The sequence below is a fragment of the Anthropogastromicrobium aceti genome, assembly GCF_020687335.1.
GTDB lineage: Bacteria > Bacillota > Clostridia > Lachnospirales > Lachnospiraceae > Anthropogastromicrobium > Anthropogastromicrobium aceti.
The window spans coordinates 1-23,524 of sequence record NZ_JAJEQN010000034.1 but is presented as its reverse complement, the minus strand read 5'-3'; the positions used below and the strand labels follow the sequence as shown (position 1 = coordinate 23,524).

22 protein-coding genes and 1 tRNA gene are annotated in these 23,524 nt (G+C 40.7%); 4 read left to right on the top strand and 19 right to left on the bottom strand.

Annotated elements, in window-relative coordinates; all coding sequences use genetic code 11:
* Positions 1–111: 111 nt before the first annotated feature.
* From LKD48_RS12305 to LKD48_RS12295, 3 genes are read right to left on the bottom strand one after another with little or no spacing between them, the layout of a single operon-like run.
* On the bottom strand, positions 112–1,002 hold the full coding sequence (locus LKD48_RS12305; protein WP_066557291.1) for a 4Fe-4S binding protein: 891 nt from the start codon (positions 1,000–1,002) through the stop codon (positions 112–114).
* A 4-nt stretch (positions 1,003–1,006) separates the two neighbouring features.
* Positions 1,007–1,180 (bottom strand): CD1871A family CXXC motif-containing protein, encoded by a 174-nt coding sequence (locus LKD48_RS12300; protein WP_262538128.1) that lies wholly within the window; start codon positions 1,178–1,180, stop codon positions 1,007–1,009.
* Positions 1,181–1,190: 10 nt separating this feature from the next.
* Positions 1,191–2,432 carry a TlpA family protein disulfide reductase gene (locus LKD48_RS12295; RefSeq protein ID WP_308732132.1) on the bottom strand — a complete coding sequence of 414 codons (1,242 nt, stop codon included), beginning with the start codon at positions 2,430–2,432 and terminating at the stop codon, positions 1,191–1,193.
* Positions 2,433–2,588: 156 nt separating this feature from the next.
* Here LKD48_RS12295 and LKD48_RS12290 point away from each other — a divergent pair, with 156 nt between their 5' ends.
* Both LKD48_RS12290 and LKD48_RS12285 read left to right on the top strand, forming a co-directional pair.
* Entirely contained in the window at positions 2,589–3,272 is a 684-nt protein-coding gene (locus LKD48_RS12290) for a response regulator transcription factor (protein ID WP_308732131.1), read from the top strand.
* 25 nt (positions 3,273–3,297) lie between these two features.
* Positions 3,298–4,464, top strand: coding sequence for a sensor histidine kinase (locus tag LKD48_RS12285; RefSeq protein ID WP_308732130.1), 1,167 nt, complete (start codon positions 3,298–3,300; stop codon positions 4,462–4,464).
* Between the two features lie 4 nt (positions 4,465–4,468).
* On the opposite strand, the gene LKD48_RS12280 is transcribed toward LKD48_RS12285, so the two are convergent.
* The 12 genes from LKD48_RS12280 to LKD48_RS12225 all read right to left on the bottom strand — a co-directional run bounded on the left by LKD48_RS12280 (position 4,469) and on the right by LKD48_RS12225 (position 16,930).
* The gene (locus LKD48_RS12280) at positions 4,469–5,311 is read right to left on the bottom strand and encodes a phosphatidylserine decarboxylase (protein WP_308732129.1); all 843 of its coding nucleotides are present in this window, start codon (positions 5,309–5,311) and stop codon (positions 4,469–4,471) included.
* 9 nt (positions 5,312–5,320) lie between these two features.
* On the bottom strand, positions 5,321–6,001 hold the full coding sequence (locus LKD48_RS12275) for a CDP-alcohol phosphatidyltransferase family protein (RefSeq protein ID WP_066557309.1): 681 nt from the start codon (positions 5,999–6,001) through the stop codon (positions 5,321–5,323).
* A 66-nt stretch (positions 6,002–6,067) separates the two neighbouring features.
* Positions 6,068–7,111, bottom strand: a complete 1,044-nt coding sequence (locus LKD48_RS12270; protein WP_308732127.1) for a lysylphosphatidylglycerol synthase transmembrane domain-containing protein — start codon at positions 7,109–7,111, stop codon at positions 6,068–6,070.
* A gap of 71 nt (positions 7,112–7,182) precedes the next feature.
* On the bottom strand, positions 7,183–8,427 hold the full coding sequence (locus LKD48_RS12265) for an aminopeptidase P N-terminal domain-containing protein (RefSeq protein ID WP_227100769.1): 1,245 nt from the start codon (positions 8,425–8,427) through the stop codon (positions 7,183–7,185).
* A gap of 61 nt (positions 8,428–8,488) precedes the next feature.
* Positions 8,489–9,103 (bottom strand): tRNA 5-(aminomethyl)-2-thiouridylate-methyltransferase MnmM, encoded by a 615-nt coding sequence (locus tag LKD48_RS12260; protein ID WP_066557317.1) that lies wholly within the window; start codon positions 9,101–9,103, stop codon positions 8,489–8,491.
* A 184-nt stretch (positions 9,104–9,287) separates the two neighbouring features.
* Positions 9,288–10,220, bottom strand: a complete 933-nt coding sequence (locus LKD48_RS12255) for an ABC transporter ATP-binding protein (RefSeq protein WP_308732126.1) — start codon at positions 10,218–10,220, stop codon at positions 9,288–9,290.
* Positions 10,183–11,295, bottom strand: coding sequence for an ABC transporter ATP-binding protein (locus tag LKD48_RS12250; RefSeq protein ID WP_066557324.1), 1,113 nt, complete (start codon positions 11,293–11,295; stop codon positions 10,183–10,185). The genes LKD48_RS12255 and LKD48_RS12250 overlap by 38 nt, the downstream gene beginning before the upstream one ends.
* Before the next feature lie 15 nt (positions 11,296–11,310).
* The gene (opp3C, locus tag LKD48_RS12245) at positions 11,311–12,297 is read right to left on the bottom strand and encodes an oligopeptide ABC transporter permease (RefSeq protein ID WP_227100771.1); all 987 of its coding nucleotides are present in this window, start codon (positions 12,295–12,297) and stop codon (positions 11,311–11,313) included.
* Positions 12,298–12,299: 2 nt separating this feature from the next.
* Positions 12,300–13,235: an ABC transporter permease gene (locus tag LKD48_RS12240; protein ID WP_118613379.1), complete on the bottom strand. Its 936-nt coding sequence runs from the start codon at positions 13,233–13,235 to the stop codon at positions 12,300–12,302.
* 147 nt (positions 13,236–13,382) lie between these two features.
* On the bottom strand, positions 13,383–14,993 hold the full coding sequence (locus tag LKD48_RS12235; RefSeq protein ID WP_308732125.1) for a peptide ABC transporter substrate-binding protein: 1,611 nt from the start codon (positions 14,991–14,993) through the stop codon (positions 13,383–13,385).
* A 14-nt stretch (positions 14,994–15,007) separates the two neighbouring features.
* Positions 15,008–15,823, bottom strand: a complete 816-nt coding sequence (locus tag LKD48_RS12230) for a PfkB family carbohydrate kinase (protein ID WP_066557334.1) — start codon at positions 15,821–15,823, stop codon at positions 15,008–15,010.
* Between the two features lie 129 nt (positions 15,824–15,952).
* Positions 15,953–16,930 (bottom strand): SIS domain-containing protein, encoded by a 978-nt coding sequence (locus tag LKD48_RS12225; RefSeq protein WP_066557337.1) that lies wholly within the window; start codon positions 16,928–16,930, stop codon positions 15,953–15,955.
* 287 nt (positions 16,931–17,217) lie between these two features.
* Here LKD48_RS12225 and LKD48_RS12220 point away from each other — a divergent pair, with 287 nt between their 5' ends.
* Together LKD48_RS12220 and LKD48_RS12215 are read left to right on the top strand one after the other, a co-directional pair.
* Positions 17,218–17,976: a GntR family transcriptional regulator gene (locus LKD48_RS12220; protein ID WP_262538070.1), complete on the top strand. Its 759-nt coding sequence runs from the start codon at positions 17,218–17,220 to the stop codon at positions 17,974–17,976.
* Between the two features lie 126 nt (positions 17,977–18,102).
* Positions 18,103–19,098 carry an SIS domain-containing protein gene (locus LKD48_RS12215; RefSeq protein ID WP_308732124.1) on the top strand — a complete coding sequence of 332 codons (996 nt, stop codon included), beginning with the start codon at positions 18,103–18,105 and terminating at the stop codon, positions 19,096–19,098.
* Positions 19,099–19,151: 53 nt separating this feature from the next.
* Here LKD48_RS12215 and LKD48_RS12210 read toward each other — a convergent pair whose 3' ends face one another.
* The 4 genes from LKD48_RS12210 to LKD48_RS12195 all read right to left on the bottom strand — a co-directional run bounded on the left by LKD48_RS12210 (position 19,152) and on the right by LKD48_RS12195 (position 23,198).
* Entirely contained in the window at positions 19,152–19,817 is a 666-nt protein-coding gene (locus tag LKD48_RS12210; RefSeq protein WP_262538067.1) for a hypothetical protein, read from the bottom strand.
* Positions 19,818–19,941: 124 nt separating this feature from the next.
* Positions 19,942–20,499 (bottom strand): TetR/AcrR family transcriptional regulator, encoded by a 558-nt coding sequence (locus LKD48_RS12205; protein WP_262538064.1) that lies wholly within the window; start codon positions 20,497–20,499, stop codon positions 19,942–19,944.
* Positions 20,500–20,663: 164 nt separating this feature from the next.
* Positions 20,664–20,734, bottom strand: a tRNA-Cys gene (locus LKD48_RS12200).
* A 268-nt stretch (positions 20,735–21,002) separates the two neighbouring features.
* The gene (locus LKD48_RS12195; protein ID WP_308732123.1) at positions 21,003–23,198 is read right to left on the bottom strand and encodes an alpha-galactosidase; all 2,196 of its coding nucleotides are present in this window, start codon (positions 23,196–23,198) and stop codon (positions 21,003–21,005) included.
* Positions 23,199–23,524 lie beyond the last annotated feature (326 nt).

Below are 23,524 nucleotides of genomic sequence, written 5' to 3'. Positions count from 1 at the left end.
AATTTTTTCTAGCACCAGATTCATTCTCAATGTTACAAGGTTCACTTTACGCTTTTTCACAAAAAAAGGCAAGGCTTTTTTCGCCTTGCCAGATGTAAAGTTATTCTAATTTTATATATTATTTTTTTCCCTACTTACACCACAACTAATGGCTCCTGTTGGACAAGCCTGCTTACAGCGTCCACAGCGAATGCACTCTAGGCTGTTTGCGTTTACAACAGGATCTACCTGCATACGACAAACCTTTGCGCATTTTCCACAGCCAACACATTTTTCTTTGTTGACACGATATTTGAAAAAAGATACTTTGTTGAAAACGGAATAAAATGCTCCAAGCGGACAAATATATTTGCAGAATGGTCTGTAAATTATAATTGAGAGAATGATTGTTACAACCAAAATCGCATTCTTCCAAACATACAGAGCACCAAGTGCACTGCGCATTGATTTATTTAACAGTGCAAGCGGTATACCGCCCTCAAGCGTTCCAGCTGGACATATAAGCTTGCAAAAATATGGTGAGCCCTGTCCCATAATGTCAACTAAAAACATAGGAAGCAAAATAACAAACACAGCAAATATTACATATTTCAGCTTGCGAAGCAGCTTATCTCCCTTAAAGGTACGAATTTTTTTCGGAAAAGGAATTTTATTTAACAGATCCTGTATTAGTCCAAATGGACATAAAAAGCCACAGATCAGTCTTCCAAAAATGGCTCCAATAAAAATCAAAAAGCCAACAACATAATAAGCCATCTTAAAATTCCAGCTGCCCACAACAGCCTGCAAAGAACCTATTGGACAGGCTCCGACAGCTCCTGGACAGGAATAACAGTTGAGTCCAGGTACGCAGACATTTTTTAATTTTCCCGTGTAAATTTTTCCTGTTACAAAGCCTGATACATGGCTGTTTGTCAAAAATGCCCACACTGCCTGAATGCCATGGCGCTTTGCATCACTTACTTTATTTGTTTTTTTCTTACTTGTTTTTTCCTGAGCCATTTTCTTATCCAATTCCTATACACTCCATACAAATATTAATCGCCTTAGTAAATACAACTGCCATCTCACCGCGAAAAATACCAAACGCCATCATCAACAGTCCAACCACTGCCAGACAAAGTCCTGTCCATTTGGAGTCCAGGGCTGCATTCGCCCTAGACACCATTTTATTTTGCATTATTTTCATATCAATTATTTTCCTTGATTGCGCTTAACTCTTTTTCCACAATTTCCTTCCACTCTTCAAGTGTATGGCTTCCAGAATATGTTTCGCCTACAATGTTTCCATTTTTATCTACAAAGAAGGTTTCCGGGAATGCGGAGATGCCCTGAAGACGTCCATTCATCATATTCTTGTCCGGGATCAGGAATGGATAGGTAGCCTTTGTCTTTTCCTGAAGAAGCTCTGCCTTTTTGATGGCCTGTTCGTCCTGATTGCCTTCGCTGTCTGCCGTATCTAATACAACACCTGTTACACCAACGCCCTGATCCTTAAGCTCCTGATACAGCTTCTCAAGCTCCGGAATCTCATTAACACATGGAGAGCACCATGTTGTAAATACATTTACCAGTGTAAGATCATACTCACTAAACATATCCTCAGTATAAGTTTTCTTATCAATACCTGTCATCTCAAACTTTCCAACATTATCGCCATCCTGCTGCACCATATCGATTGGCTGATCGAATGCGGACATCTGCTGAAATTCTGCCATGTCAGTCAGCTCTGTCTTTGTCTTTTCTAATTCCTTTTTCAGCTTCTTATCTGCATCCTTGCTAATACTTAAATAATACTCATATTTTCCATCACTGCTCTCGCCAAGCTTTGTGTGCTCTGTGCAACCAGTCAGTTCATCTAACTGATCTGTCACATCTGTACTGTATACTCCAAGAGTTCCAATCTTTCCAAGACTCTTTACCCAGTCATCATAGCCAGTTCCCATTTTCTCAATGACAGCATCACGCTGCTCTTCTGTCATTGTATACCAGCTAAATAATGCATAAGAAATTGCATCGCCTTCCTCATTCCAGTTCTCATCTGTCAGCATTGCAACCTTTCCATCTTCCATCTGCTTTAACAGCTTATCTGTTAATGTAAAATTCAGACCCATGAATGGAAACTCATAAGAATCCTGAACCTTCCAGGAAATCTCAGATGGTGTAAATGTTCCAGAGATCATATCGGAGGAAACTGCTTCTCCTGCCGGGACTGCTTCTCCTGCCGGGACTGCTTCTCCTGCCGGGACTGCTTCTCCTGCCGGGACTGCCTCTCCTGCCGGGATTGCCTCTCCAGTCGTTGTCTCCTTGTTGCTATCATTCTTTGCTGCAAATACAGGTGCTGCAAATGCACCTAAGGATGATACTCCAATCACACCTGCTGCTAAATATGCCTTTACTAATACTCCAATATGTAATCTATTTCTTCTCATTTCTTATGATCCTTCCTTTCTTTGTTTTGATCTGAGGCGATTATAACATACGCTGTATAAAATCAGTGTTAAGAAATTTTATTTTTTAACAACTATTTTATTATTCGTATGATATACTTTAAAAAAAATAACTATTTTTGAAAGGGGAATGAAGATATGCATATTTTAGTAATCGAAGATGAAGCACAGCTTTACAGCTCTATCGCTGAAGGACTTCGCCTTGATGGATACGAGGTGGACACCTGCATGGACGGAAATGAAGGACTAGATCTTTGTCTGACAGAACCATTCGATCTTATTTTGCTTGACCTTAATCTTCCAGGAATGGACGGTCTTTCCATTTTACAGCAGCTTCGCGCTGAAAACTCATCCACACCAGTTATCATCCTTTCTGCCAGAACTCAAATTCAGGATAAGGTGGAGGGACTTGATCTTGGTGCAAATGATTATCTTACAAAACCTTTCCATTTTGAAGAGCTTGAGGCTAGAATACGAAGCCTCACACGGCGCAAATTTATTCAGGAAAATATCTGCCTGACTTGCGGCCGCATATCATTTGACACAAAAACAAGACTTGCCCAGATTGATCATATGCCACTTTCCCTAACGCGAAAAGAAAGCAGCCTGTTAGAATATTTTCTTCTTCATCCAGATCGGGTAATCAGTCCTGAAGAATTGATTGAGCATATCTGGGACGGAAGTGTCAACAGCTTCAGTAATTCCATCCGTGTTCATATCTCATCGCTTAGAAAGAAGCTTCGCGCAGCTCTTGGATACGATCCTATTCAAAATAAGATAGGCGAAGGATATCTGCTTAACGCAGACTGCTGTAATGATTAAACATTTAAATAAGGAAAGGATTCTTATGACTCACACACAAAAAAAAGCGCCTCTGCGCTCCTTCTTTGCAAAAATGACGCTTCAATGGCGTCTTACTGCGCTGACAACACTTCTTGTCACAGTTGCCTGCATTTTTATGTATTTTTTTATAAGTCATTCTGCCGTCTCTGGAATGGATGATCTGCACGATTACGCGATCCATATTGATCAGAATGACTCTTCCCCTATCACATTTCAGGTTGATCCATCTATGCTGTTTCCGCAAATTAATGATCAGCTTGCCCAGACAAAGCAGCTTTTCATGATCAAAAGTCTTGCTGTAACCATTGTTGTTATTTTAATAAGCAGTCTGTCAACTTGGTTTCTTACACGTAAAAGCCTTGCTCCGCTTCGCAGCCTCAGTAAAAAAATTTCTGATATTCAGGCACAGAATCTTTCTGTTTCCATTGATGTTCCAGAAAGCCATGATGAAATTTCTAAGCTGACAGAAGCCTTTAATCAGATGCTTGTCCGTTTGAATAACGCATTTGACGTTCAAAAGCAGTTTTCTGCCAACGCAGCCCATGAGCTTCGAACTCCGCTTGCTGTAATGCAGACAAATCTTGAAGTATTTTCCAAAAAGAAAGAACCTTCCGTTTCAGAATACCAGACACTTTTTTCCACGATTCTTGAGCAGACAAACCGTCTTAGCCATTTAGCTTCGATTTTGCTTGATATGACTGGAATGCAGCGTGTAAAACGCTCTGATACAATAAGCCTTGCAGCACTCGCTGATGAAGTTCTCTGTGATCTTGCACCAATTGCTGATCAAAAGCAGATTAAGCTTTCCCAATCTGAAACAGACTGTATCGTCACTGGAAGCTATCTTCTTCTCTACCGTGCTGTTTTTAATCTTGTTGAAAATGCAATCAAGTACAATCATCCCGATGGAAGTGTGCACATTAATATAACAGATGAAAATGGATTTGCCTTAATTAGCATCAAGGATACAGGAATTGGCATTGCTCCTGAAAATCAAGAAAAAATCTTTACACCTTTTTTCTGTGTTGATAAATCAAGAAGCCGCACAATGGGCGGTGCCGGTCTTGGACTTGCACTAGTTGCCGAAATTGCACAGCTTCATAATGGAACAGTTTATGTAAGCGAAAGCGACAGCGAAGGAAGTACTATCATCCTTAAGCTGCCGCTGTAAAAAATCATCGCTGATTATTATTAACTTTTCCTATCTTTTCTCCCTGTCTTATACGCGTTTCTTCTCCCCTGGCGCTTCGGTACAAAATATTCTTTCTTGGAAGAACAGCACCTTTTTGCGTCAGAAGTATAATGGTAGAGCCGCCAAATTCAAAATATCCTTTTTCCTCGCCGCGAGTCACATAACCTGGCTCTGCTTCATGGTTGGTAATTCGTCCAACCATCATTGCACCGACTTCCATCATTAAAATCGTGCCAAATTCCTTCGTCTTAATAATACAATACTTTCTGGTGTTTTCCTTATATACTGGGCAATGTTCAAGCGCAATCGGCTGCACCGTATGGAAAACACCATTAATTGTGCGCTCATGAGAACGTCTGCCGCTCACTGGATAAATATAGCGGTGATAATCATCTACACTTAAGCGAAGCTGCCACAAAATACCGCCTTCAAACTGTTTTGCCAGTTTTTCATCACGAAGCAGACTCTTTACTGTATACTGACCTTGTTTGATCAAAAAGCGTGAATCATTCGTGATTGGAAAAATCGTAAGCTTTGCATCACATGGACTGATAAGTATATCATCTCCCTGCGCCAGTAATCTTGCATCTGGTTTTAGCTTTCTTGTAAAGAAATCATTATAGGAAGAAAAACTTGTTTTTTCAAACTCTGACACATCAATATTTTGTGACTTTATAAAGCCAGAAACAGCAATCAAAGATAATCTGCTGTTCATCACACATCCTGCCGCCTTCGATACGGCCGGACTGACAAGAATACGAAGAAGCCTATTTCCAACTGATGTTGTATATAAAAATGTTAAAAGTCTGCTTGTTTTTTCTTTCATAATTTTGTCTTATCCTTTTTTGTGTTTCCAGAACATTAGATCAGATAAATTCCAGCCATAATATTCCTTCCAGTTAAAGCAAAACAGAAGGTACAGAACAACTGCTGCCACAACAATGATCAGCACAGTAAGCTGTTTGTTGTTCGGCTTTGGAAATTTAAAATTAAGTACAAATAAAAGACCGGTAAGCAGCATCGCAAGACTCAGCACGATCTCAAAATTATCCTGACACAGATTTGAGATTGCATACAAAAATGGTAAAATGACTGCAATAGAAGTAATCGGAAGACCCTGATAATACTTTCTCTTTTCATCAGTCTCCTGCTGACGCTTCTCTTCCATTACATTATAATATGCCAGACGAATCAATCCCGCCAGACAATAAAAAATCAAAATTGAAACTTCCCACGGTGTCTGCATTCCTGAAAACCAACAGATAATTACAGGGCAGACGCCAAAGCAGACAATATCACAAAGCGAGTCTATCTGAATGCCAAAGCGTTTCTGATCCTCTGTTCTGTTTTTCTTTGTTCTGGCTACCTTGCCATCAAATGTATCAAGAAGACCAGACATACCCAGAAAAAAGATTGCCCAGCCTATTCTTGCATAGCAGGCACTAATCATTCCCAAGATTGATGATGCCAAGCTTATGTATGTCAATATTACTGTATAATCATAAAATCCTATCATTGTATCCCTCATAATCCATCCTGTGAACTGCCATTAACATAAGCGCATATCTGAGTCCGGATTTTCTTATTTTACTTTACTTTTTTTGTGTTCACGCACCTGAAATACTACCACAGCTACAAGCGTAAATATTGCTGATAAAAACAGCTCACTGTAATAGCCAAGTCCACGGCTTAAAATCAGTCCCGGAATCAAAAGTGCCTCCCCAAATACTTTTTTAAAGATCACCATAAACAATCCCTCACTGATACCCATTCCACCTGGCAGCGGAAGCATATCAACTGACACCGATATAACAGCCTGTAAAAACATGACCTCAAAAAAATTCATACTGTTTAAAGAAAACGCGCGATAAACAAAATATGTTACAGCAAACATTGCAAATCGCTGTACAACCGTGATTACAAAAACTCTTGCAATCATCCCCCAATGACTGCTCATAAACTCGGCTGCCTCATGATAATGATTCATGGAGCGCTCTATTTTATCTAAGCGTTCTTCTTTATGTTTTAAAATGTGTATCCGTTCCAGAAGCTTTGCTCCGAGTATTAATGTCTTTTTGGCAAATGACGGATGAAATACGACTACGCACATAAGTATCACACAGCCGACATTCAACAAAATGCCCAGATAAAAGACCCATCTCGCTTCTGCCACATACTCTGCTAAAAATCCCCCTGCAAACAGCCACAAACCTATGCCCACAACGACAAGTACAAACTTATACGTAATCGTGACAACAAGCAAAATAACCGTTGCTATCGGAACAGGAATGTCTTCCTTTTTCATAAAGTAAATCTGCATCGGCTGTCCACCCGTCGCTGACGGTGTGACGCAGCTAAAGAAAAATCCTACTGCTGAAAAAAGAAAACAAAGCCGTTCCTTTACATAAATCCCGTAGCAATCCAGCATATGCCATATGACAATACTCTCGCCAGCGATAAAAAATAACACAAGCGGGACTGCTGGAATTAGCCACAGGATATTACTTTCTTTAATTGCATCTTTAAGTCCTGAAAGATCCTCCCCATGGAAAACACCATACAGTGTCAATCCTATAATTACAAAAAACAGGATAGCGTCTATCAATATTTTCTTATACTTTTTCACCTTTTGGCGCCTCCTTGGATATGAATAATTTCATTCTATCAAAAATTAGAACCCTTCGCAACAAGAAGTTATTACTTGTGTGCCTCTGCCATGAATGCTTCAATTTCATCCGGGGTGCGCATTACGTCCTCAGACAGGCACTCGCATCCGTCTTCCGTGATCAAAAGGTCATCTTCAACACGGATTCCGATCTCCCATTCATCAATGTACAGACCTGGCTCATCGGAAATGACAGCACCTGGGCGAAGCTTGCTGTTGGAGGCAACGCTTACATCATGAACATCAATTCCAAGATGGTGAGAAACACCGTGCATGTAATATTTTCCAATCTCCTCTTCCTTCTCAATCAGACCCATACGAATGCAGCCCTCGGCAAGAACCTTCTTACACACATCATTTAACTCGCGAAGCGTCATACCCGGCTTTGCTGTCTTTGCAACAGCGCGGTTTGCAGCCAGCACAACCTCATAAACCATACGCTGCTTTTCAGTAAATTTACCGTTTACAGGATAGGTTCTGGTGATATCAGCGCAGTAACCCTTATACTTCGCACCCAGATCAAGAAGAAGCAATGTATTATCCTTGCACTCGCATTCATTTGTTACATAATGAAGCATCGTTCCATTGATACCACTTCCTGCGATAGTATGGAATGCAACACCGTCAGCACCATTTCTCTTAATGCTGTACTCAAAATCAGCCTGTGCCTGATACTCCATCTGACCTGGCTGTAAATGAGACATCAAATTCTTTAATCCGCCATCTGTAAGCTTGATTGCCTCACGGATCAAGGAAACCTCATCCTCGTCCTTCTGCATTCTCATCTCAGCGATGATCGGTGCACAATCCTTTACGCGCACACCCGGGTACTTCTGTGCAAACTCGCGTGCTTTCATCATGTTGTAATCTTCAAGATCATCGATATCATGACGGTAAGTATCAAAATATACGGTATAGACATCCTCTCTTGTTAGCATACGGTTGATGATACCTTTCTCGGTGTCGATAAAGCCAACCTTCTCGATCTGTGCCTGCGCCTTTGCCTCATCGACGGTCATCTTCTTTCCCATCCAACGCTCGCGGTCTGGATCAGCCTCCTCAATAAGAAGCGTCTCTGTCGGCTCCTCAGTCGCATTATCCAAAATTAACATCATATTCTCGCGGCGAATGCCTGTAAGATAAAAGAAGTTTCTGTTTGCCTCAAATGGTGCATACTCATCTGCACTCACATGATGTCTCACTCCTGAATAAAGGACCAGAACAGAATTTTTCTCCATCTTTGATAATACTTCATCTCTGCGCTTTTTATAATTCATTTCTTCATACCTCTTTTCTAATTTTTCCAAGCAAAATTTGAATATTCTTTGAATACTCACATTATACCAATCCAAAACCATAAATGCAACTGCTGTCTTTTCCCTCTAATTTCTGGATAAATACAGGCATAGGCGGATTATTTGGGCGATTATAGTAGCAGCTTGTTATAACAAGATATGTCTTTGAGTCTAGCTCCTTTAACATTTTTAAAATAGCTTTCTTTTCCTCTCTCTGGACATCGCTTCCATCATATAAACAAAGTGTCATGATGCCGCCCTTTCGTAAAATAGAAAGTCCGGCCTTAATCGCCGCAATACTTGTCTGTGCCTTTGTCTCAATCTTATGATCTGCACCTGGCAGATAACCAAAATTAAACATGATGCATGCAGCACTTCCCTCAGACATATAGTCGGCCATGTTTGAATGGGAGTCAAGCACCAGCTCTGCCATACACTCATGCTCAGCAAGAAGTGTTGCCGTCTTTTCAAGAGCCTGCGGCTGAATATCAAATGCCATAACCTCACCTCTAGCCCCGGTTAACTCACATAAAAACAGAGTATCATTTCCGCAGCCTGCAGTCGCATCAATACATATATCTCCAGCCTCCACATGCTCTCGCACAAAATGATGTATCAGCTCTGTGATCTGGAGATCTTCTTTTTTTAATTCTTTCATCTATCTACAACCTCGTTTTTTAGAGACAGGGACGCTATCTTTTGTCTGTCCCTGCTGGCTCTGCCTTTACCATCCTACCACTTAGCAGTACATACGTCAACGAACTAGTTTTTACTTTTCCTTAAGACTTATTTAAGATTAAAAAACCGCCTGAAAGACTAGTTGTCCTCAGACGGTCTGCCGCTTATATTTTCTTTTCCATTAAAACCTGATGTGTTTCAGAAACATTTACCATAACGCAATCATTATATTTTAAGCCACTCTTTTCATATTGATATACCATCGGCTCTCTATTTCTTTCAATCACCGGATCTGCAATTGGAATTGCAGACAAAAGTGATTTTGTATATGGATGAACCGGATGTTCAAAAATTTCTTCTGTCAATCCAGTTTCTACAAGATGACCCTTATGCATAACACCTACTCGATCTGAAATATAACGAACCATAGAAAGATCATGTGCAATAAACAGATATGCAACATTTGTTTCTTTTTGAATATCCTTCATCAAATTGACGACCTGTGCCTGAATTGAAACATCAAGTGCACTTATTGCCTCATCTGCGATTACTAACTTTGGATTCATGATTAATGCTCTTCCCAGTCCGATTCGCTGACGCTGTCCACCAGAAAACTGATTAGGATAACGGTTCATATAGGCTGGATTTAAACCTACCATCTCCATCATTTTGGACACGCGCTCTACGCGCTCATTTTGATCCATATGAGGATTATGCGCATCGAGACCCATCGCAATAGTATCCAAAATCTTTTTATGCGGATTTAAGGAAGCCATAGGATCCTGAAAGACCATCTGCATATCAGAACGAAGCATTTTTTCCTGTTTTGCCGTCAGCTTCTTGCTGATATCCTCACCATTAAAAAGAATCGTGCCTTCTGTCGGATCATACAGTCGAATAATAGAACGGCCTGTTGTTGACTTTCCACTTCCAGACTCACCTACTAATCCATAGGTTTCTCCCGGATAAATATCGAAGGATATATTATCCACAGCACGCACCGTAAATTTTTTGCTTACCGGAAAATATTGTTTTAAACCTTTCACACTAAGCAGTGGTTCATTCGTCTGTGCCATAAGCTCCCTCCGTTTCTGCATATCGCTTTTCCTCTCTGCGAAGCTGCTCAATTCTCTTTTTTAAAGTCTGCGGCATTTCTACCTTTGGTGCATCTGGATGAAGAAGCCACGTAGCAGCCTGATGATGCTCATTGATCTCAAACATTGGAGGTTCTTCCTCAAAATCAATATTAAGTGCATATGGATTTCGCACAGCAAATGCATCACCCTTTACTTCATTTGCCAAATTTGGCGGATTGCCCGGAATCGTATACAAACGCTCCTTTTTATCTCCTGTCAAATCTGGCATACTTGAAAGAAGTCCCCATGTATAAGGATGACGCGGATCGAAAAAGATATCCTCTGCCTTTCCTGTCTCTACTACTTTTCCAGCATACATAACATTCACATAATCGGCGATCTTTGCAACTACACCAAGGTTATGTGTGATAAAAATAACTGCAATTCCAAGTTTCTTCTGCAGATTCAAAATCAATTGCAAAATTCTTGCCTGAATCGTAACATCAAGTGCCGTTGTCGGCTCATCACAGATTAAAAGATCTGGATTACATGACAGTGCAATTGCAATGACAACACGCTGACGCATTCCGCCTGAAAGCTGATGAGGATAATTCTTCATTCGCTCTTTTGGTGACTCAATTCCTACCATTTCAAGCAGCTCTTCTGCACGCTTATCTGCATCTGCCTGTGATAAATGAAGGTGATAACGCATGCCCTCTGTCAGCTGCCTGCCAATTGTCATCGTCGGGTCAAGTGAAGTCATAGGATCCTGAAAAACCATTGCAATACGCTTTCCCTTGATTCTATGTTGCATTTCTTTTTTTGAAAGCTTCAGCAGATCAACAACCTGCTCCTTTCCATTTTCCTTAAAGCGAAACTTAATTGTTCCGCTTTCAATGACTGCATTTGGCGCTGTAATTCCCATAATTGTCTTTACAGAAACAGATTTTCCACTTCCAGATTCTCCTACAATGGCAACAGTTTCTCCAGGATATACATCCATATTCACACCACGCACTGCACGAATCTTGCCAAAGGAAGCCTGAAAGGAAACTGCCAGATCTCTCATACTTAATACCGGTTCTCTTTTTTCCATCTCGTTTACCTCCTGTTACATCTGTTTAAGCTGCGGATCAATAGCATCCCTGAGTCCATCTGCAAATAAATTAAAGCCAAGCATTAAAACACCCAAGACAATGACAGGCGCTGCTACCATATGAGGGTAAGTCATTGCTGATTTATATCCATCATTTATCAGAGAACCAAGAGAGGCCATCGGCGCCGGAACACCAAGACCGACAAATGCTAAAAATGCCTCCAGGAAAATCGCATTTGGTATGGAAAACATAAAAGTAATAATAATCTGACCAAGCGAATTTGGCAAAATCTCCTTAAACAAAATATCACGATTGCTAACGCCAAGCGTTCTTGCGGCAAGCACAAATTCCTGATCCTTTAATTTAAGCACCTGTGCGCGCACAATACGGCTCATGTTAATCCATCCTGTAAGCATAAGCGCAATTATAATACTTCCAAGACCCGGCTTCATAACAACAAGCATTAACGTTACCACAACCAGTGTTGGAAGACTGCTTAATATCTCTGTGATACGCTGCATGACCATATCTACTTTTCCGCCAAAATAACCAGAAACAAGACCATAAATCACACCAATGCACACATCAATGATAACAGCCAGTGCTGCAATGAGAAGAGAAATTCTGGTACCTTCCCATACTCTTGTCCAGATATCTCTTCCTAAATTATCTGTTCCAAAAAAGAAATATTTATCAGTACAATTTTTTGCCTCATACATGTTCTGGCCATGGCTTACACCATCAAAAATTCCCAACTTTTCCAGTCCCGGAATCCTTGGCGGCAGATTGCTATATTCAGAATGCACTTCTTTGTAAGAGTACGAACTGACAGCCGGTGCTGCAAGCGCAATCACAATTAGAAGAATGATAATAAAAAAGCTGATCCATGCACCCTTGTTTTTACGAAAGCGGTACAAAACCTCTTTTCCATAGGAACGACCAACAAGAACCTTTTCTTCTTCCTCCTTATGGTCTCCTGTATTGAATTCAAATCGATTCATACTCATTCTCCTTTCGCCAGTCGTATTCTAGGATCAATCACACCATAGAGTATATCAACCAGAAGCATAGTGAAGATAAACATTAAACTGTAAATAAAGCTGATCGCAAGCACAACATTAAAGTCATTTGACTGGATTGCACTTACATAAAGACTTCCTAGTCCCGGAATACTAAATGCTTTCTCTACTACAAGACTTCCCGTCATTAAATTTACAATCAATGGAGCCAATACTGTAATAACACTGATCATCGCATTTCGAATAGCATGATGAAATATCAGCTTTGCCTTCGGAAGTCCCTTTGAATCTGACAGAAGATAATAATCCGAATTTAAAATATCTACCATTTCTGATCTTGTATATCTCGCTACACTTGCAATAGTAAACATAGAAAGCGAAATAGTAGGAAGAATCGACGACTGAAGTTCATTTTTTGTATTATAAATAAACGGAAACAGCTTAAACTTAAATCCAAAGAAGTAGGAAAGTAAAAGCGCAAATACAAAAGATGGAAGGCTGACACCAAGAACTGAAATAATAGTGGTAACGGTATCGACCCATGTATTTTTACGAAGCGCAGCGATGATTCCAAGCAGTGCACCAATCACAGTTCCTACAAGTGCTGCCTGAAGACCAAGACGAATTGTAACTAAAATCTTTGGTCCAATCATTTCACTGATCTTCATGTTTACCTGAAGGCTGTAAGAAATACCAAAATCACCGTGAAGCATATTTTTCAGATACAAGAAAAATCTATTGATAATTGGCTGATCTAGTCCATATTTGTGATACAGATCCGCGATCTGCTCTGCGCTCATTTTTTCTTCATTATTAAACGGCGAACCCGGCATAAAATCAAGCATCAGAAACAAAAGCAGCAAGATCAGGAAGACTGTCAGCAATGCAATGCAGGTTCGCTTTAATACAAATTTTTTCATTCGGATTTTCCTCCTGTCAAAGACTTTTTGCTACCGTTTGCAAAGTCTGTAAACAGTAACTTTTTAAAAAGAGGATATGTCCAAAGCTGCTTCGCCCGGGCACATCCTCTTTGTGTGCAGATACGATTGCACTTTTTTTATTTTATATCAATCCTTCTCTACAAACTTGTAGTAGCATGGAACACCAGTATTATGCTCTGTAATTCCAGTTACGTTAGACTTTGTAAGTGTTGCAGAACCAGTCTGGAACAGCGGAATGCAGCCTGCATTCTCGGTGCAGATATCGTTGCACTTGATCAGGTTATCCCAGCGTGCAGTCTCATCTCCTGCCAGTGTAGTGTTTGCTTCGTTGTACAGCTTGTCAAACTCATCACTTGACCACAGAGAATAGTTTGACGGATGATCAGATTCAAACATTGCTAAGATTGCGGTCGGATCTGCATAATCTGGACCCCAAGCCCACAGCTCGATATCATAATCATGATCCTGTGCCAGCTGAATTCTGTTTTTCTTTGGTGTGCTGCTGATGTTCACAGTTAAACCGTCCAGTGTACTCTCAAGCTGAGACTGAATGAAGGCTGCTGTATTGGCTGCAAAATCCTTCTCCTCATCATAAATGATATTGATCTCTCTTAAGTCTGTTTCTTCCTGTGCCTTAGCCCACAGCTCCTTTGCCTTTTCAGTATCATACTGGAAGTACTGACCGCTTGCATCTACAAAATCTTCGCCGTCTGCATTGCTTACCAGGCCTTTCATAACCATGTTATAAGCTGGAGTAGAACCGTCATTTAACACATTTGTACACAGGCTCTCTCTGTCGATTGCATATGCAATTGCCTGACGCAGATCCTTATTGTCATAGCCATCCTTCGTGGTATTAACCATCAGATAATAATTGAAGGATCCTAACACATTTGAAAATTCCGGATCATCCTGATACATGCTGACCATATCACCTGTCAATGTCACATTATCAACATCTCCATTCTGGTAAGCCATAACAGCCTGCTGCGTATCACTAATAACAACAAGATCGATCTCATCTACATCTACATTTTCTGCATCCCAGTAATCAGGATTCTTCTTAAGTACAATAGTATTTCCACCAACGTCCCACTGATCAAGTGTATAAGCACCACAATATAAAACACTGTCCTTATCTACACCAAACTGGTCGCCCTCTTCAGTTAACTTGCTCTCTTTTACAGGTGCCCAAGGAGAGAAGGTCAAAAGATTTAAGAAAAATGGGACTGGATATTCCAGTTCGACCTGTAATGTATTGTCATCAACTGCAGTAACTCCGAGCTCATCAGCATCTGCCTCACCTGATGTAACTGCTTCATAGTTTTTAATAGCAGCCATCTCAATCTGATATGTAAATTTGCTGTAATCCCCCTGAGCAGTCGCATTTCTCTTCCAAGCATACTCAAAATCCTGTGCTGTTACTGGTGTACCATCACTCCACTTTGCATTGTCACGAATATGGAAAGTATATGTCTTCTGATCATCAGATACCTCATAGGAATCACACAGACCATTCTGAATCTGTCCATCTGCGTCTACCACGAACAATCCTTCCATTGTATTGGAGATTACTGCAACATTAGTTGAATCTCCACCAATCAATGGATCCATTGACATTATAGAAGCACTAATCTGAATGGAAACAGCTTCTTCCTCATCTGCCATTGCCGGTACTGCAAAACCGGACATACTCATTACTGCCGCTGCTGTTACTGCCATTACTCGTCTGTTCATAGTCTTCCTCCTTCTCATGCTTTGTGCGGATGACCAAATCCACCCGCGTAGGTACATGCATACGCTGCGCGCTCTGCTGCATAGCTAAGCGCTTCCTTCATATCTTTATTGTCTGCATAGTGACGTAAAAATGCTGCGATAAAAGCATCGCCTGCGCCCATTGCATCTACTACATCTACCTTGCAAATTCCCTGTGTGTAAAACTCTGTTCCATCATAAAATACAGAACCTTTTGATCCACGTGTGATGCCAATGATCTTTGTTCCATATCCTGCTGCCTTTTTAGCAAGCGCATGGATTTCTTCCTCAGACATATCGGAGCCAGAGAAAAATGCATAAGTGACAAATGGGCAAACTCGCTTCATATAATCGTCATCATGCTCATCTGAAAAGTCAAATGAAACCTTGCATACGCGGCTTAAGGTTTCAAGCTCATATTCCAAATTAGAATAGCAGCTCGTATGACAAATATCATACTCCTTGATCACTTCCAGATCCTCTCTTTGAAGTCTGATTGAAAACAAATGCTGGCAGGTATCGCGTATTCCTCCGACAAAGATTCGGTCGCCTTCCTCATTTATCTTTACACCCGGCTGGCAGGTCGGTGCAAATACCTTTCTTGAGCGCTCGCATGTTACACCTTCCTCTTCCATGCATGCTCTAATATAATCTGCTCTATCGTCATTTCCAAACACGCCAATATAATTTACCTTCTCGGCGCCGTCTCTTTTACAATCCACTGCAACATTAACTGCATTTCCTCCCGGATAATAAATGCCTTCATCAAGATAACAGTCTGTTACATTATCACCAACTGCAATCAGCTTCATTTATGCGTCCTCCTGTCTGTTAAAAATATTGCTGTTCACGAGACGCTCTTTTGCAAAACTGCGTGAACTATAATAAAAACAGTCTCCTGCTTTCCTGCTTCATGCAGTAAAAGCAGGAGACCTTACTTATTAATACTCCATCTGCCACATATATCTGCGGACTGAAAGAGCATGTCCTCTTTCATGTGCAAGAGAATCAATCATCTCACGTACAACTGTGCCAGCTAACAGCGGTGCTACATACTCCTGTACACCTGGCTCAATTCCAGTTAAATCAAACTCTGCTTCATCAATTACTGCCAGCTTCTGTGAAAACTTGCTGCAGAAATTGTAAGCTCTTTCATCCAATTCTCTAGTTGCTCCAATACCCTTAACAAGTACAAACGGTACATCAAAGTCTGTTACCTCAAATGGTCCATGGAAATACTCTCCTGAATGGATGCAATTAGAATGAATCCACTGCATTTCCATAAACAGGCAGATTGCAAGAGAATACATCTCGCCATAGTTTGCTCCGCTTCCCATTGTGTAAATTACAGTCTCACGCTTGTAATCCTTACCCCACTGTGAACCAAAATCTGCATACTTTGCCTTGATGCGCTCTGTTACCTCTGCAAGATTATTTAAGGACTCAGCGCCCTTTACCCACTTCTCAGACGGCTCAACTACATTCAGCATATCAAATGCCAGTGTGTACAGAATTACTTTGCTAAGATCATTTGGATCTGCCTCTGGACCATGCTCATAATGGATCGGATACTCACAAGCCTTCCACAGCGGAGAATCAACAAGGTTGGTCAGAGAAATGGAAACTGCTCCCTTCTCCTTTGCAAGCTCTGCTGCTCTGACAGTCTCTGGTGTATTTCCGGAATGGGAAATAGTTAATACAACGCAGGTATCGTCCAGCACCTTCGGTGTTGCCTTTACGAACTCGTTAGAAGTGTAAATAGCGGACGGAATGCTGGTCTCGCGGTCAAACATGTACTGAATTGGCATCATGGATGCCTGAGAGCCTCCGCATGCAACGAAATAAAATCTGCGGATTGTTTTTCTCTCTTTAACAGCTGCTACTGCAGCCTGGATCTGGGAAAGATGTTCTGCTTTCATGTGTAACCCTCCATATTTGTATTCTGGCTTCATATAACACGGTAGCCATTTGTATTATAACGTTATATAACGTTTTGTATTATATTATACCTATTTTACCCATTTGTCAAGTAGTTTTTTTCAATTAGCACATTAAAGTAATAAATTTTTTTATACCTTTTCAGAGCCATGATTTTAAGTGCACCAACCTTGACTTTTCTCTCTTTTTTTAATATACTCAATTTTGATACATGTAATATAACATCTTATAACGTCTTTATCTTAATAATAAATATCAGGGGGTTTTTATGTTAGACACAAATAGTCTTAAACCACTTTATATACAGCTTGAAGCTGAGATACGTCAGGCTTTGAGAGAAAAAAAATATCTTCCAGGGGATCGTCTTCCCAGTGAAGAAAAATTGTGTGAACAGTATCAGGTAAGCCGCATTACTGTCCGCAAGGCCATCCAACAGCTAACAGATCAGCATATCCTTGAAAAGCATCGTGGAAAAGGTACGTTTGTTTCCACCCCTTCAAGAAGCATTGATCTAAAGGAACAGTCTGGCTTTACAAATTATTTGTCTGCAATCGGACATAAATCACATCATCTTCTATTAAAAAAAGAGCTACAGCCTTCTGATGATTTTTTATGTGAAACGCTTTCTCTTCAGCCTAATGAACCAGTTTGTTACGTGCAGCGTCTAATTTTTGAGGATGATTCACCGCTTGCCTTAGATGAAATTTATATTTCTTCTTTAACTTATCCAGATTTTCTTGACCGCATAACAGGTGATATTTCTTTCTATGAACTGCTCACTAACTACTATAACGTATCTCGCGGTGAATCTGTATGTGAGATTGCTGTCCGCATTGCAAATGCTGAGCAGGCATCCATCCTTCATTGTCAGGCTGGCGATCCTCTTTTTCTTTTACAAAAAACGTGTTTTGCAGTTGACGGCACACCGATCCATTATTCACGCTCTCTTGTGCGCGGTGATCGAATCTCCTATACCATACGCACACAAAATTTAAACACACAGTTTATCTCTAATATAAATAATTGATATTTTATTTACAAGGCAGGAAAAAAGTTGCAGAAGACTGCAATTTTTTCTTGCCTTTTATTATTATATATTATAATATTACATTATATAATGTTTTTATCAAATAATTCTATATGGAGGAATTTTATGCTGAAATTTCAAGAAGAATCGTTACGTCAATCTGTAAACGGTGCACTCGCTCTGCGCCATCAAATCAATCCATTTCTGGATGCCATCTTTGAAAAAGGTATTACAAACATATGTTTTCTAGGAATTGGCGGTACATACGCATCTGCCATGCAGACAGTTTCTCATATGAAAGAATTTACTTCAATGGAAGTATTCGCCGAAAATGCAGCTGAATATATAACAACTGGCAATCGACGTATCATGGATGGTACACTTCTTATTTATTCATCTGTGACTGGCAGTACACCTGAAATAGTTAAAGCCGTTGAAAAAGCACATGCAGCACATGCCACTATTCTTGCTTTCCTTGACAATCCAAATCCTCATCTGCGCGAGTTATGTGAGCTATGCATCTCATATCCGCAAAATGAACAGCTAAAACTCTTTATGGCTGCTGACCGTATTCTCTTTCTTCGTCATGAATTTGACTGTTATGACGACTGCTATGAAAATTTTGACTGTTATCTCGCAGATGCTTTGATCTCTGTTGAGCAATCTTCGGATTCCTTTGCACAAGAATTTGCAAAAAAGCACTGTAACGATACTCTCCACTATTTTGTCGGTGCTGGAAACCAGTGGGGTTCCACCTATTCCTATGGCATGTGCTATTGGGAGGAGATGCACTGGATGGCAACTAAGACTGTATCTTCCGGTGAATTTTTCCATGGAACACTTGAAATCATTTCTCGCGACACTCCTGTCACACTCTTTATCAGCGAAGATGCCAGCCGTCCATTGTCTCTTCGAGTAGCTGCTTTCCTTCCGAAGATCTGTGCAAACTACACGATTATTGATGCGGCAGATTATCCGCTGATTGGGATTAAACCACAGTATCGCGGTTTTATTTCTCATCTTGTAACGCATGCCGTCACAAATAGAATTGATGTACATCTTGAAGCTATCAATTGCCACCCAATGGAGATTCGCCGCTACTATCGCTGCTTAGAATACTAACAAAAAATATGGCTGAACGTACCCCTAGATACGTCCAGCCATGTTTTTAAATATTACGCAACCTCTTTTCTCATTGCTTTGTATCCAATCAGTACTGTCCAAACATATGCACATGTTTTTGGAATCATAAGCATACCAATCATTGGAACGACATCTGCCCACAGCACAACTGGAATGTAGAATGCAAAGCTCAGTACAATTGTAAGCCACATCCAACGAAATGCCTTATCATTATTTTTCTTTGCGCTCTGATAGAATAAAACGATAATTAAAATGCCCATCAGTGCAAACGGAATATTACGGTAGATCCCCCAGGAAAGCGGTGCTGATGCACTAAGCCAAGCATTCTGCGGCATCATACACAAAAGAATACGAATTCCTGCTAAACCATAAATTGCTACTGTTGTTATCTTTCGTCCTATTACATGATAACGCTCTCTCCAGACATGATAAAGCACAACATAAAAGATTGTCATCGTAACTGAGGTAATCCACTTACCTAAGCCAAGTGCTACTGTAAAATTCTCAAGACCTGTCGTACAAAGAGCCAGTGCACGCGGAACCAGGTGGAAGGCATCACCACTTCCTAAAAGAACTGCCATGATTCCAAACATAGTAAACTGATGATTTCCTTTGCTTTTTCTAATCATCAAAATTCCGATTGTGATAACTGAAATAAGATATACGCTATCAAATACTGTTTCTACAACTGCCTGCATAATAATTGTCCTTTCTTCTAAGTTTAATTTCAATCATTTTGAACATTGTTCATTTTAGTTTTAAACTTTTCCCACATGAAAATGTGGGAAGGTTTTAATATATTTTGACCTTTTGACTCTGGTATCAATATATTGTTTTATTGATTAACATCAATACAGAGGTAGGATCGTAATCCTGACGTATCATCGCCATCAGCATTAAGGAAAAAAGAATCTCTGCAAACTGCTTTTCCGTAAATTGCTGGTCAAATACACCAGGTCTGACTTTCGGATCTTTCTTTAATACCTCACATAATCCGCTGCGAATATGACCCCATGTCTGCATCATTCGCTTTTTACCATCTGCCTTCTCATCTCTCATAAAGCCTAGCGAATGCAGTGAAAAGAAGCCTGGAAATTTCTGATTGCCATACTCTAGCCGCTCATAGATCCATGAGATACAACCTGCAACATCACAAAAGACATGCTCATCTTCAGGATGAAAAAAGATTTCATACCAGACACTCTCTATTGTCGCGCCTAGCAAGTCTGCTTTTGAATCGTAATAGTTATAAATTGTACCTGCTGAAACACAGCACTTAGATGCAACTGATCGAATACTGACTGCAGCCCATCCATTTTCCATGATCAGTTCGCGGCTGGCAGCTAATATCTCTTCTTTTGAAGTAGCAAGATGATTCACAATGTCGCCCCCCTAAAACTTATTTGCAAAACTATATTTTGTAATGAACGCTGTTCATGTTAAAAGTATACGCCGTTCATATTGATCTGTCAAGTGTTTTCTGAAAAACACGTTTTTTTATTTCACGCAAAAAAGAGCTCTGAGAGTTTCTCAGAGCTCTTGACAGGCGACAGCCGGATTTGAACCGGCGGTAAGGGTGTTGCAGACCCGCGCCTTACCACTTGGCTATATCGCCGTGACTTCTATAGTATAGAATACTTTTGCGATTTAGTCAAGTGTTTTTTTTCAAAAATATCATTTTTTTTATTTTTAGAGTTCACGGGGGAAGTTTTACGAAAGCTGTTCGACGATTGTTTTGTCGACCTCTCTTTTCCGCGGGTACCTGTTACACCACCTATTATCATGCTTTGTTTTGAAAGTCCCGCTACAACGTTCGGTCTTGTAAAAGCAACTCGTCTCACCGCTTATCTATGTTACGACCCGTGAACAAAACAATAGCTCGTTTACTCCACCTTCATGAATGTAAATTTCATACTCTCGCCTGCACTCAAAAACTTCGGAAGTGTTATACCTGCATGATTCCAGGTCTTTCCGCTGCGCTTTATTCCATTTAAACTGCAAACATACATTGAATTGTCTTCGAGTCCCTTGATTGCAACATGAACAGGAAGCGGATTGCCCCATGCATCCTTTTTTACTACCTCTACAAGTGCGCGTTCTTTATTCTTTGCGACAAATTCCCATGCTGTAAAGCTTGTATTATCACGCTCTGTAAGACGGTAATAATCTCCCTCGTGCGTCAAGTCATAATAGTCGTGGAACTCTTTGATCTGCTCTTTTACTTGTGCCTTTTCCTCATCTGAAAGAAGACGAAGATCAAGCTCATAACCAAAACTTCCGGCAAGTGCCACATCAGCTCTTGTAGAAAGCGGTACGCTTCGTCCTGTCTGGTGATTTGGGCATGCAGATACATGTGCACCAACTGAACTGATCGGATAGAAGAATGATGTTCCATACTGGATATCAAGACGGTTCATAGCATCTGTATTGTCACTGCACCAAATCTGTGGCGAATAGTACAGCATTCCGGCATCGAAACGTCCGCCACCGCCGCTGCAGCCCTCAAGCAGAATCTCAGGGAAACGCTGTACAAAACGCTCCAGCAAATCATAAACTCCAAGTATATAGCGGTGATAGCATTCGCCTGACTGCTCACCTTTGTAAATATGGCTGTACATATCGCAGATACTGCGGTTCATATCCCACTTTACATACTCGATCTTAGTGTTTCCAAGAATTTCTTCAAAACGAGCCATCAGATAGTCGCGCACATCACTTCTTGTCATATCAAGCACAAGCTGATTGCGGGCATGATTTGGCACACGTCCTGGAATTGTGATTGCCCAGTCTGGATGAGCACGGTAAAGATCACTGTCCTCTGAGATCATCTCTGGCTCAAACCAAAGACCAAATTTCATACCCTTTTCATGGATCTTCTCTGAAAGCTTTGGCAGACCTCCGCGAATCTTTTTTTCATTGACAAACCAGTCACCAAGGCCACTGTTGTCATCATCACGCTTGCCAAACCAACCATCATCAAGCACCATCATCTCAATGCCAAGCTCTCCTGCCTGCGCCGCAATCTTTTCAATCTTCTCTTCATTGAAATCAAAATATGTTGCCTCCCAGTTATTAATCAAAACTGGACGGCGCTCATGCTTATAACGACCTCTGCACATATGCTCATGTAATATATCATGATACTGGTGTGACAATTTGCTAAATCCCTGATTAGAGAATGAAAGAATCACCTGCGGTGCAAAGAATGTCTCTCCCCCTGTTAAGCACCAACGAAACTGGTACGGATTAATACCCATCTGAACACGAATCTGATCTCTTTGATCCTTCTGTGCCATTGCAGTAAAACTTCCGCTGTAAGCAAGACATAAACCGAAGCAGTCTCCTGCATCCTCTGTTGCATGACGGTCACAAAGAATCATTGCCGGATTATAGTGATGACTGGATGTTCCTCTAATACTTCCAAATTCTGTCTTAATATGCGTAACTGGTGTGCGCTCCATTGTGCGCTCCATCGCATGACGGCCTGTGAAGCTGATAAGGTCCAAATCGCGATCCATCATATCCATACTGCATGACAAAAACTTCTCAACATAGATCGGCTCCTTCCCTGCATTAGTCAAACTTGCCGTTCTTGTAATTACATTTTCCTCTTCCCAAACACCATAATATAAATGAAGAATTGCTCCTGACGCCTTTTCCTTCATCTTAATGATCAGCGTTTCACTGTTCTTTTTATCTGTGTCATACAGTGCTGGCATACCCGGAATCGAATATGCACCGGATACGACCTCACAGCTCTCAAAACGAAAATCGGCTGCACAGCTACCATCTGGATGTGTCAGACGAACAGAATCATCCCTAAAATCACCTACACCACTAGAAGCAACCTCCTGCGGCAGTGTATCAAGTGAATATGTGCGGTCCAGTCCTGCTTCCTCTGGATTTCCAGAAAAACCAACATCACTTCTAACAATAAGATCAGATAAATCCTCTGCACCAATACTGCTTCCATAATATAAATGAAGAAGCACTCCATTTTTATCAGCAAGCATCTGATAACTGGAATCATTTGTCTGAATGGTCATCAGTCGACCATTTGGGCTAATTTGAATTGCCATAGTTTCTCTCCTCTCTCATCACACAATGCCAGCGAGCAGAAAATTGCTTCACTTGCATGGCTTTTTACAGCCACAGAATCTTCCTGCACTCCGGCATTGTTGTAGTATTATTATTTTACTCTTTTACAGCGCCAATTACCATACCTGTTACAAAATATTTTTTTGACATACTCCCACGGTTAAAACCGTGGAATTCCTTAGATTCTGGCAGCGTCATCCAGCCCTATAGACTGAAATATAGCCACTGTGTTCAGGATTTATGCTGATGGGATTTCATACGTCGTGTACTACTTTCTCAGCAAAAGACCTATGCCGAAGCCTTATGT

Excerpts from the sequence above, each read along its gene's own strand:
- LKD48_RS12305 (WP_066557291.1), bottom strand. The coding sequence starts at position 1,002 with ATGGCTCAGGAAAAAACAAGTAAGAAAAAAACAAATAAAGTAAGTGAT.
- LKD48_RS12300 (WP_262538128.1), bottom strand. The coding sequence starts at position 1,180 with ATGCAAAATAAAATGGTGTCTAGGGCGAATGCAGCCCTGGACTCCAAA.
- LKD48_RS12295 (WP_308732132.1), bottom strand. The coding sequence starts at position 2,432 with ATGAGAAGAAATAGATTACATATTGGAGTATTAGTAAAGGCATATTTA.
- LKD48_RS12290 (WP_308732131.1), top strand. The coding sequence starts at position 2,589 with ATGCATATTTTAGTAATCGAAGATGAAGCACAGCTTTACAGCTCTATC.
- LKD48_RS12285 (WP_308732130.1), top strand. The coding sequence starts at position 3,298 with ATGACTCACACACAAAAAAAAGCGCCTCTGCGCTCCTTCTTTGCAAAA.
- LKD48_RS12280 (WP_308732129.1), bottom strand. The coding sequence starts at position 5,311 with ATGAAAGAAAAAACAAGCAGACTTTTAACATTTTTATATACAACATCA.
- LKD48_RS12275 (WP_066557309.1), bottom strand. The coding sequence starts at position 6,001 with ATGATAGGATTTTATGATTATACAGTAATATTGACATACATAAGCTTG.
- LKD48_RS12265 (WP_227100769.1), bottom strand. The coding sequence starts at position 8,427 with ATGAATTATAAAAAGCGCAGAGATGAAGTATTATCAAAGATGGAGAAA.
- LKD48_RS12260 (WP_066557317.1), bottom strand. The coding sequence starts at position 9,103 with ATGAAAGAATTAAAAAAAGAAGATCTCCAGATCACAGAGCTGATACAT.
- LKD48_RS12255 (WP_308732126.1), bottom strand. The coding sequence starts at position 10,220 with ATGCAGAAACGGAGGGAGCTTATGGCACAGACGAATGAACCACTGCTT.
- LKD48_RS12250 (WP_066557324.1), bottom strand. The coding sequence starts at position 11,295 with ATGGAAAAAAGAGAACCGGTATTAAGTATGAGAGATCTGGCAGTTTCC.
- opp3C (WP_227100771.1), bottom strand. The coding sequence starts at position 12,297 with ATGAATCGATTTGAATTCAATACAGGAGACCATAAGGAGGAAGAAGAA.
- LKD48_RS12240 (WP_118613379.1), bottom strand. The coding sequence starts at position 13,235 with ATGAAAAAATTTGTATTAAAGCGAACCTGCATTGCATTGCTGACAGTC.
- LKD48_RS12235 (WP_308732125.1), bottom strand. The coding sequence starts at position 14,993 with ATGAACAGACGAGTAATGGCAGTAACAGCAGCGGCAGTAATGAGTATG.
- LKD48_RS12230 (WP_066557334.1), bottom strand. The coding sequence starts at position 15,823 with ATGAAGCTGATTGCAGTTGGTGATAATGTAACAGACTGTTATCTTGAT.
- LKD48_RS12225 (WP_066557337.1), bottom strand. The coding sequence starts at position 16,930 with ATGAAAGCAGAACATCTTTCCCAGATCCAGGCTGCAGTAGCAGCTGTT.
- LKD48_RS12220 (WP_262538070.1), top strand. The coding sequence starts at position 17,218 with ATGTTAGACACAAATAGTCTTAAACCACTTTATATACAGCTTGAAGCT.
- LKD48_RS12215 (WP_308732124.1), top strand. The coding sequence starts at position 18,103 with ATGCTGAAATTTCAAGAAGAATCGTTACGTCAATCTGTAAACGGTGCA.
- LKD48_RS12210 (WP_262538067.1), bottom strand. The coding sequence starts at position 19,817 with ATGCAGGCAGTTGTAGAAACAGTATTTGATAGCGTATATCTTATTTCA.
- LKD48_RS12195 (WP_308732123.1), bottom strand. The coding sequence starts at position 23,198 with ATGGCAATTCAAATTAGCCCAAATGGTCGACTGATGACCATTCAGACA.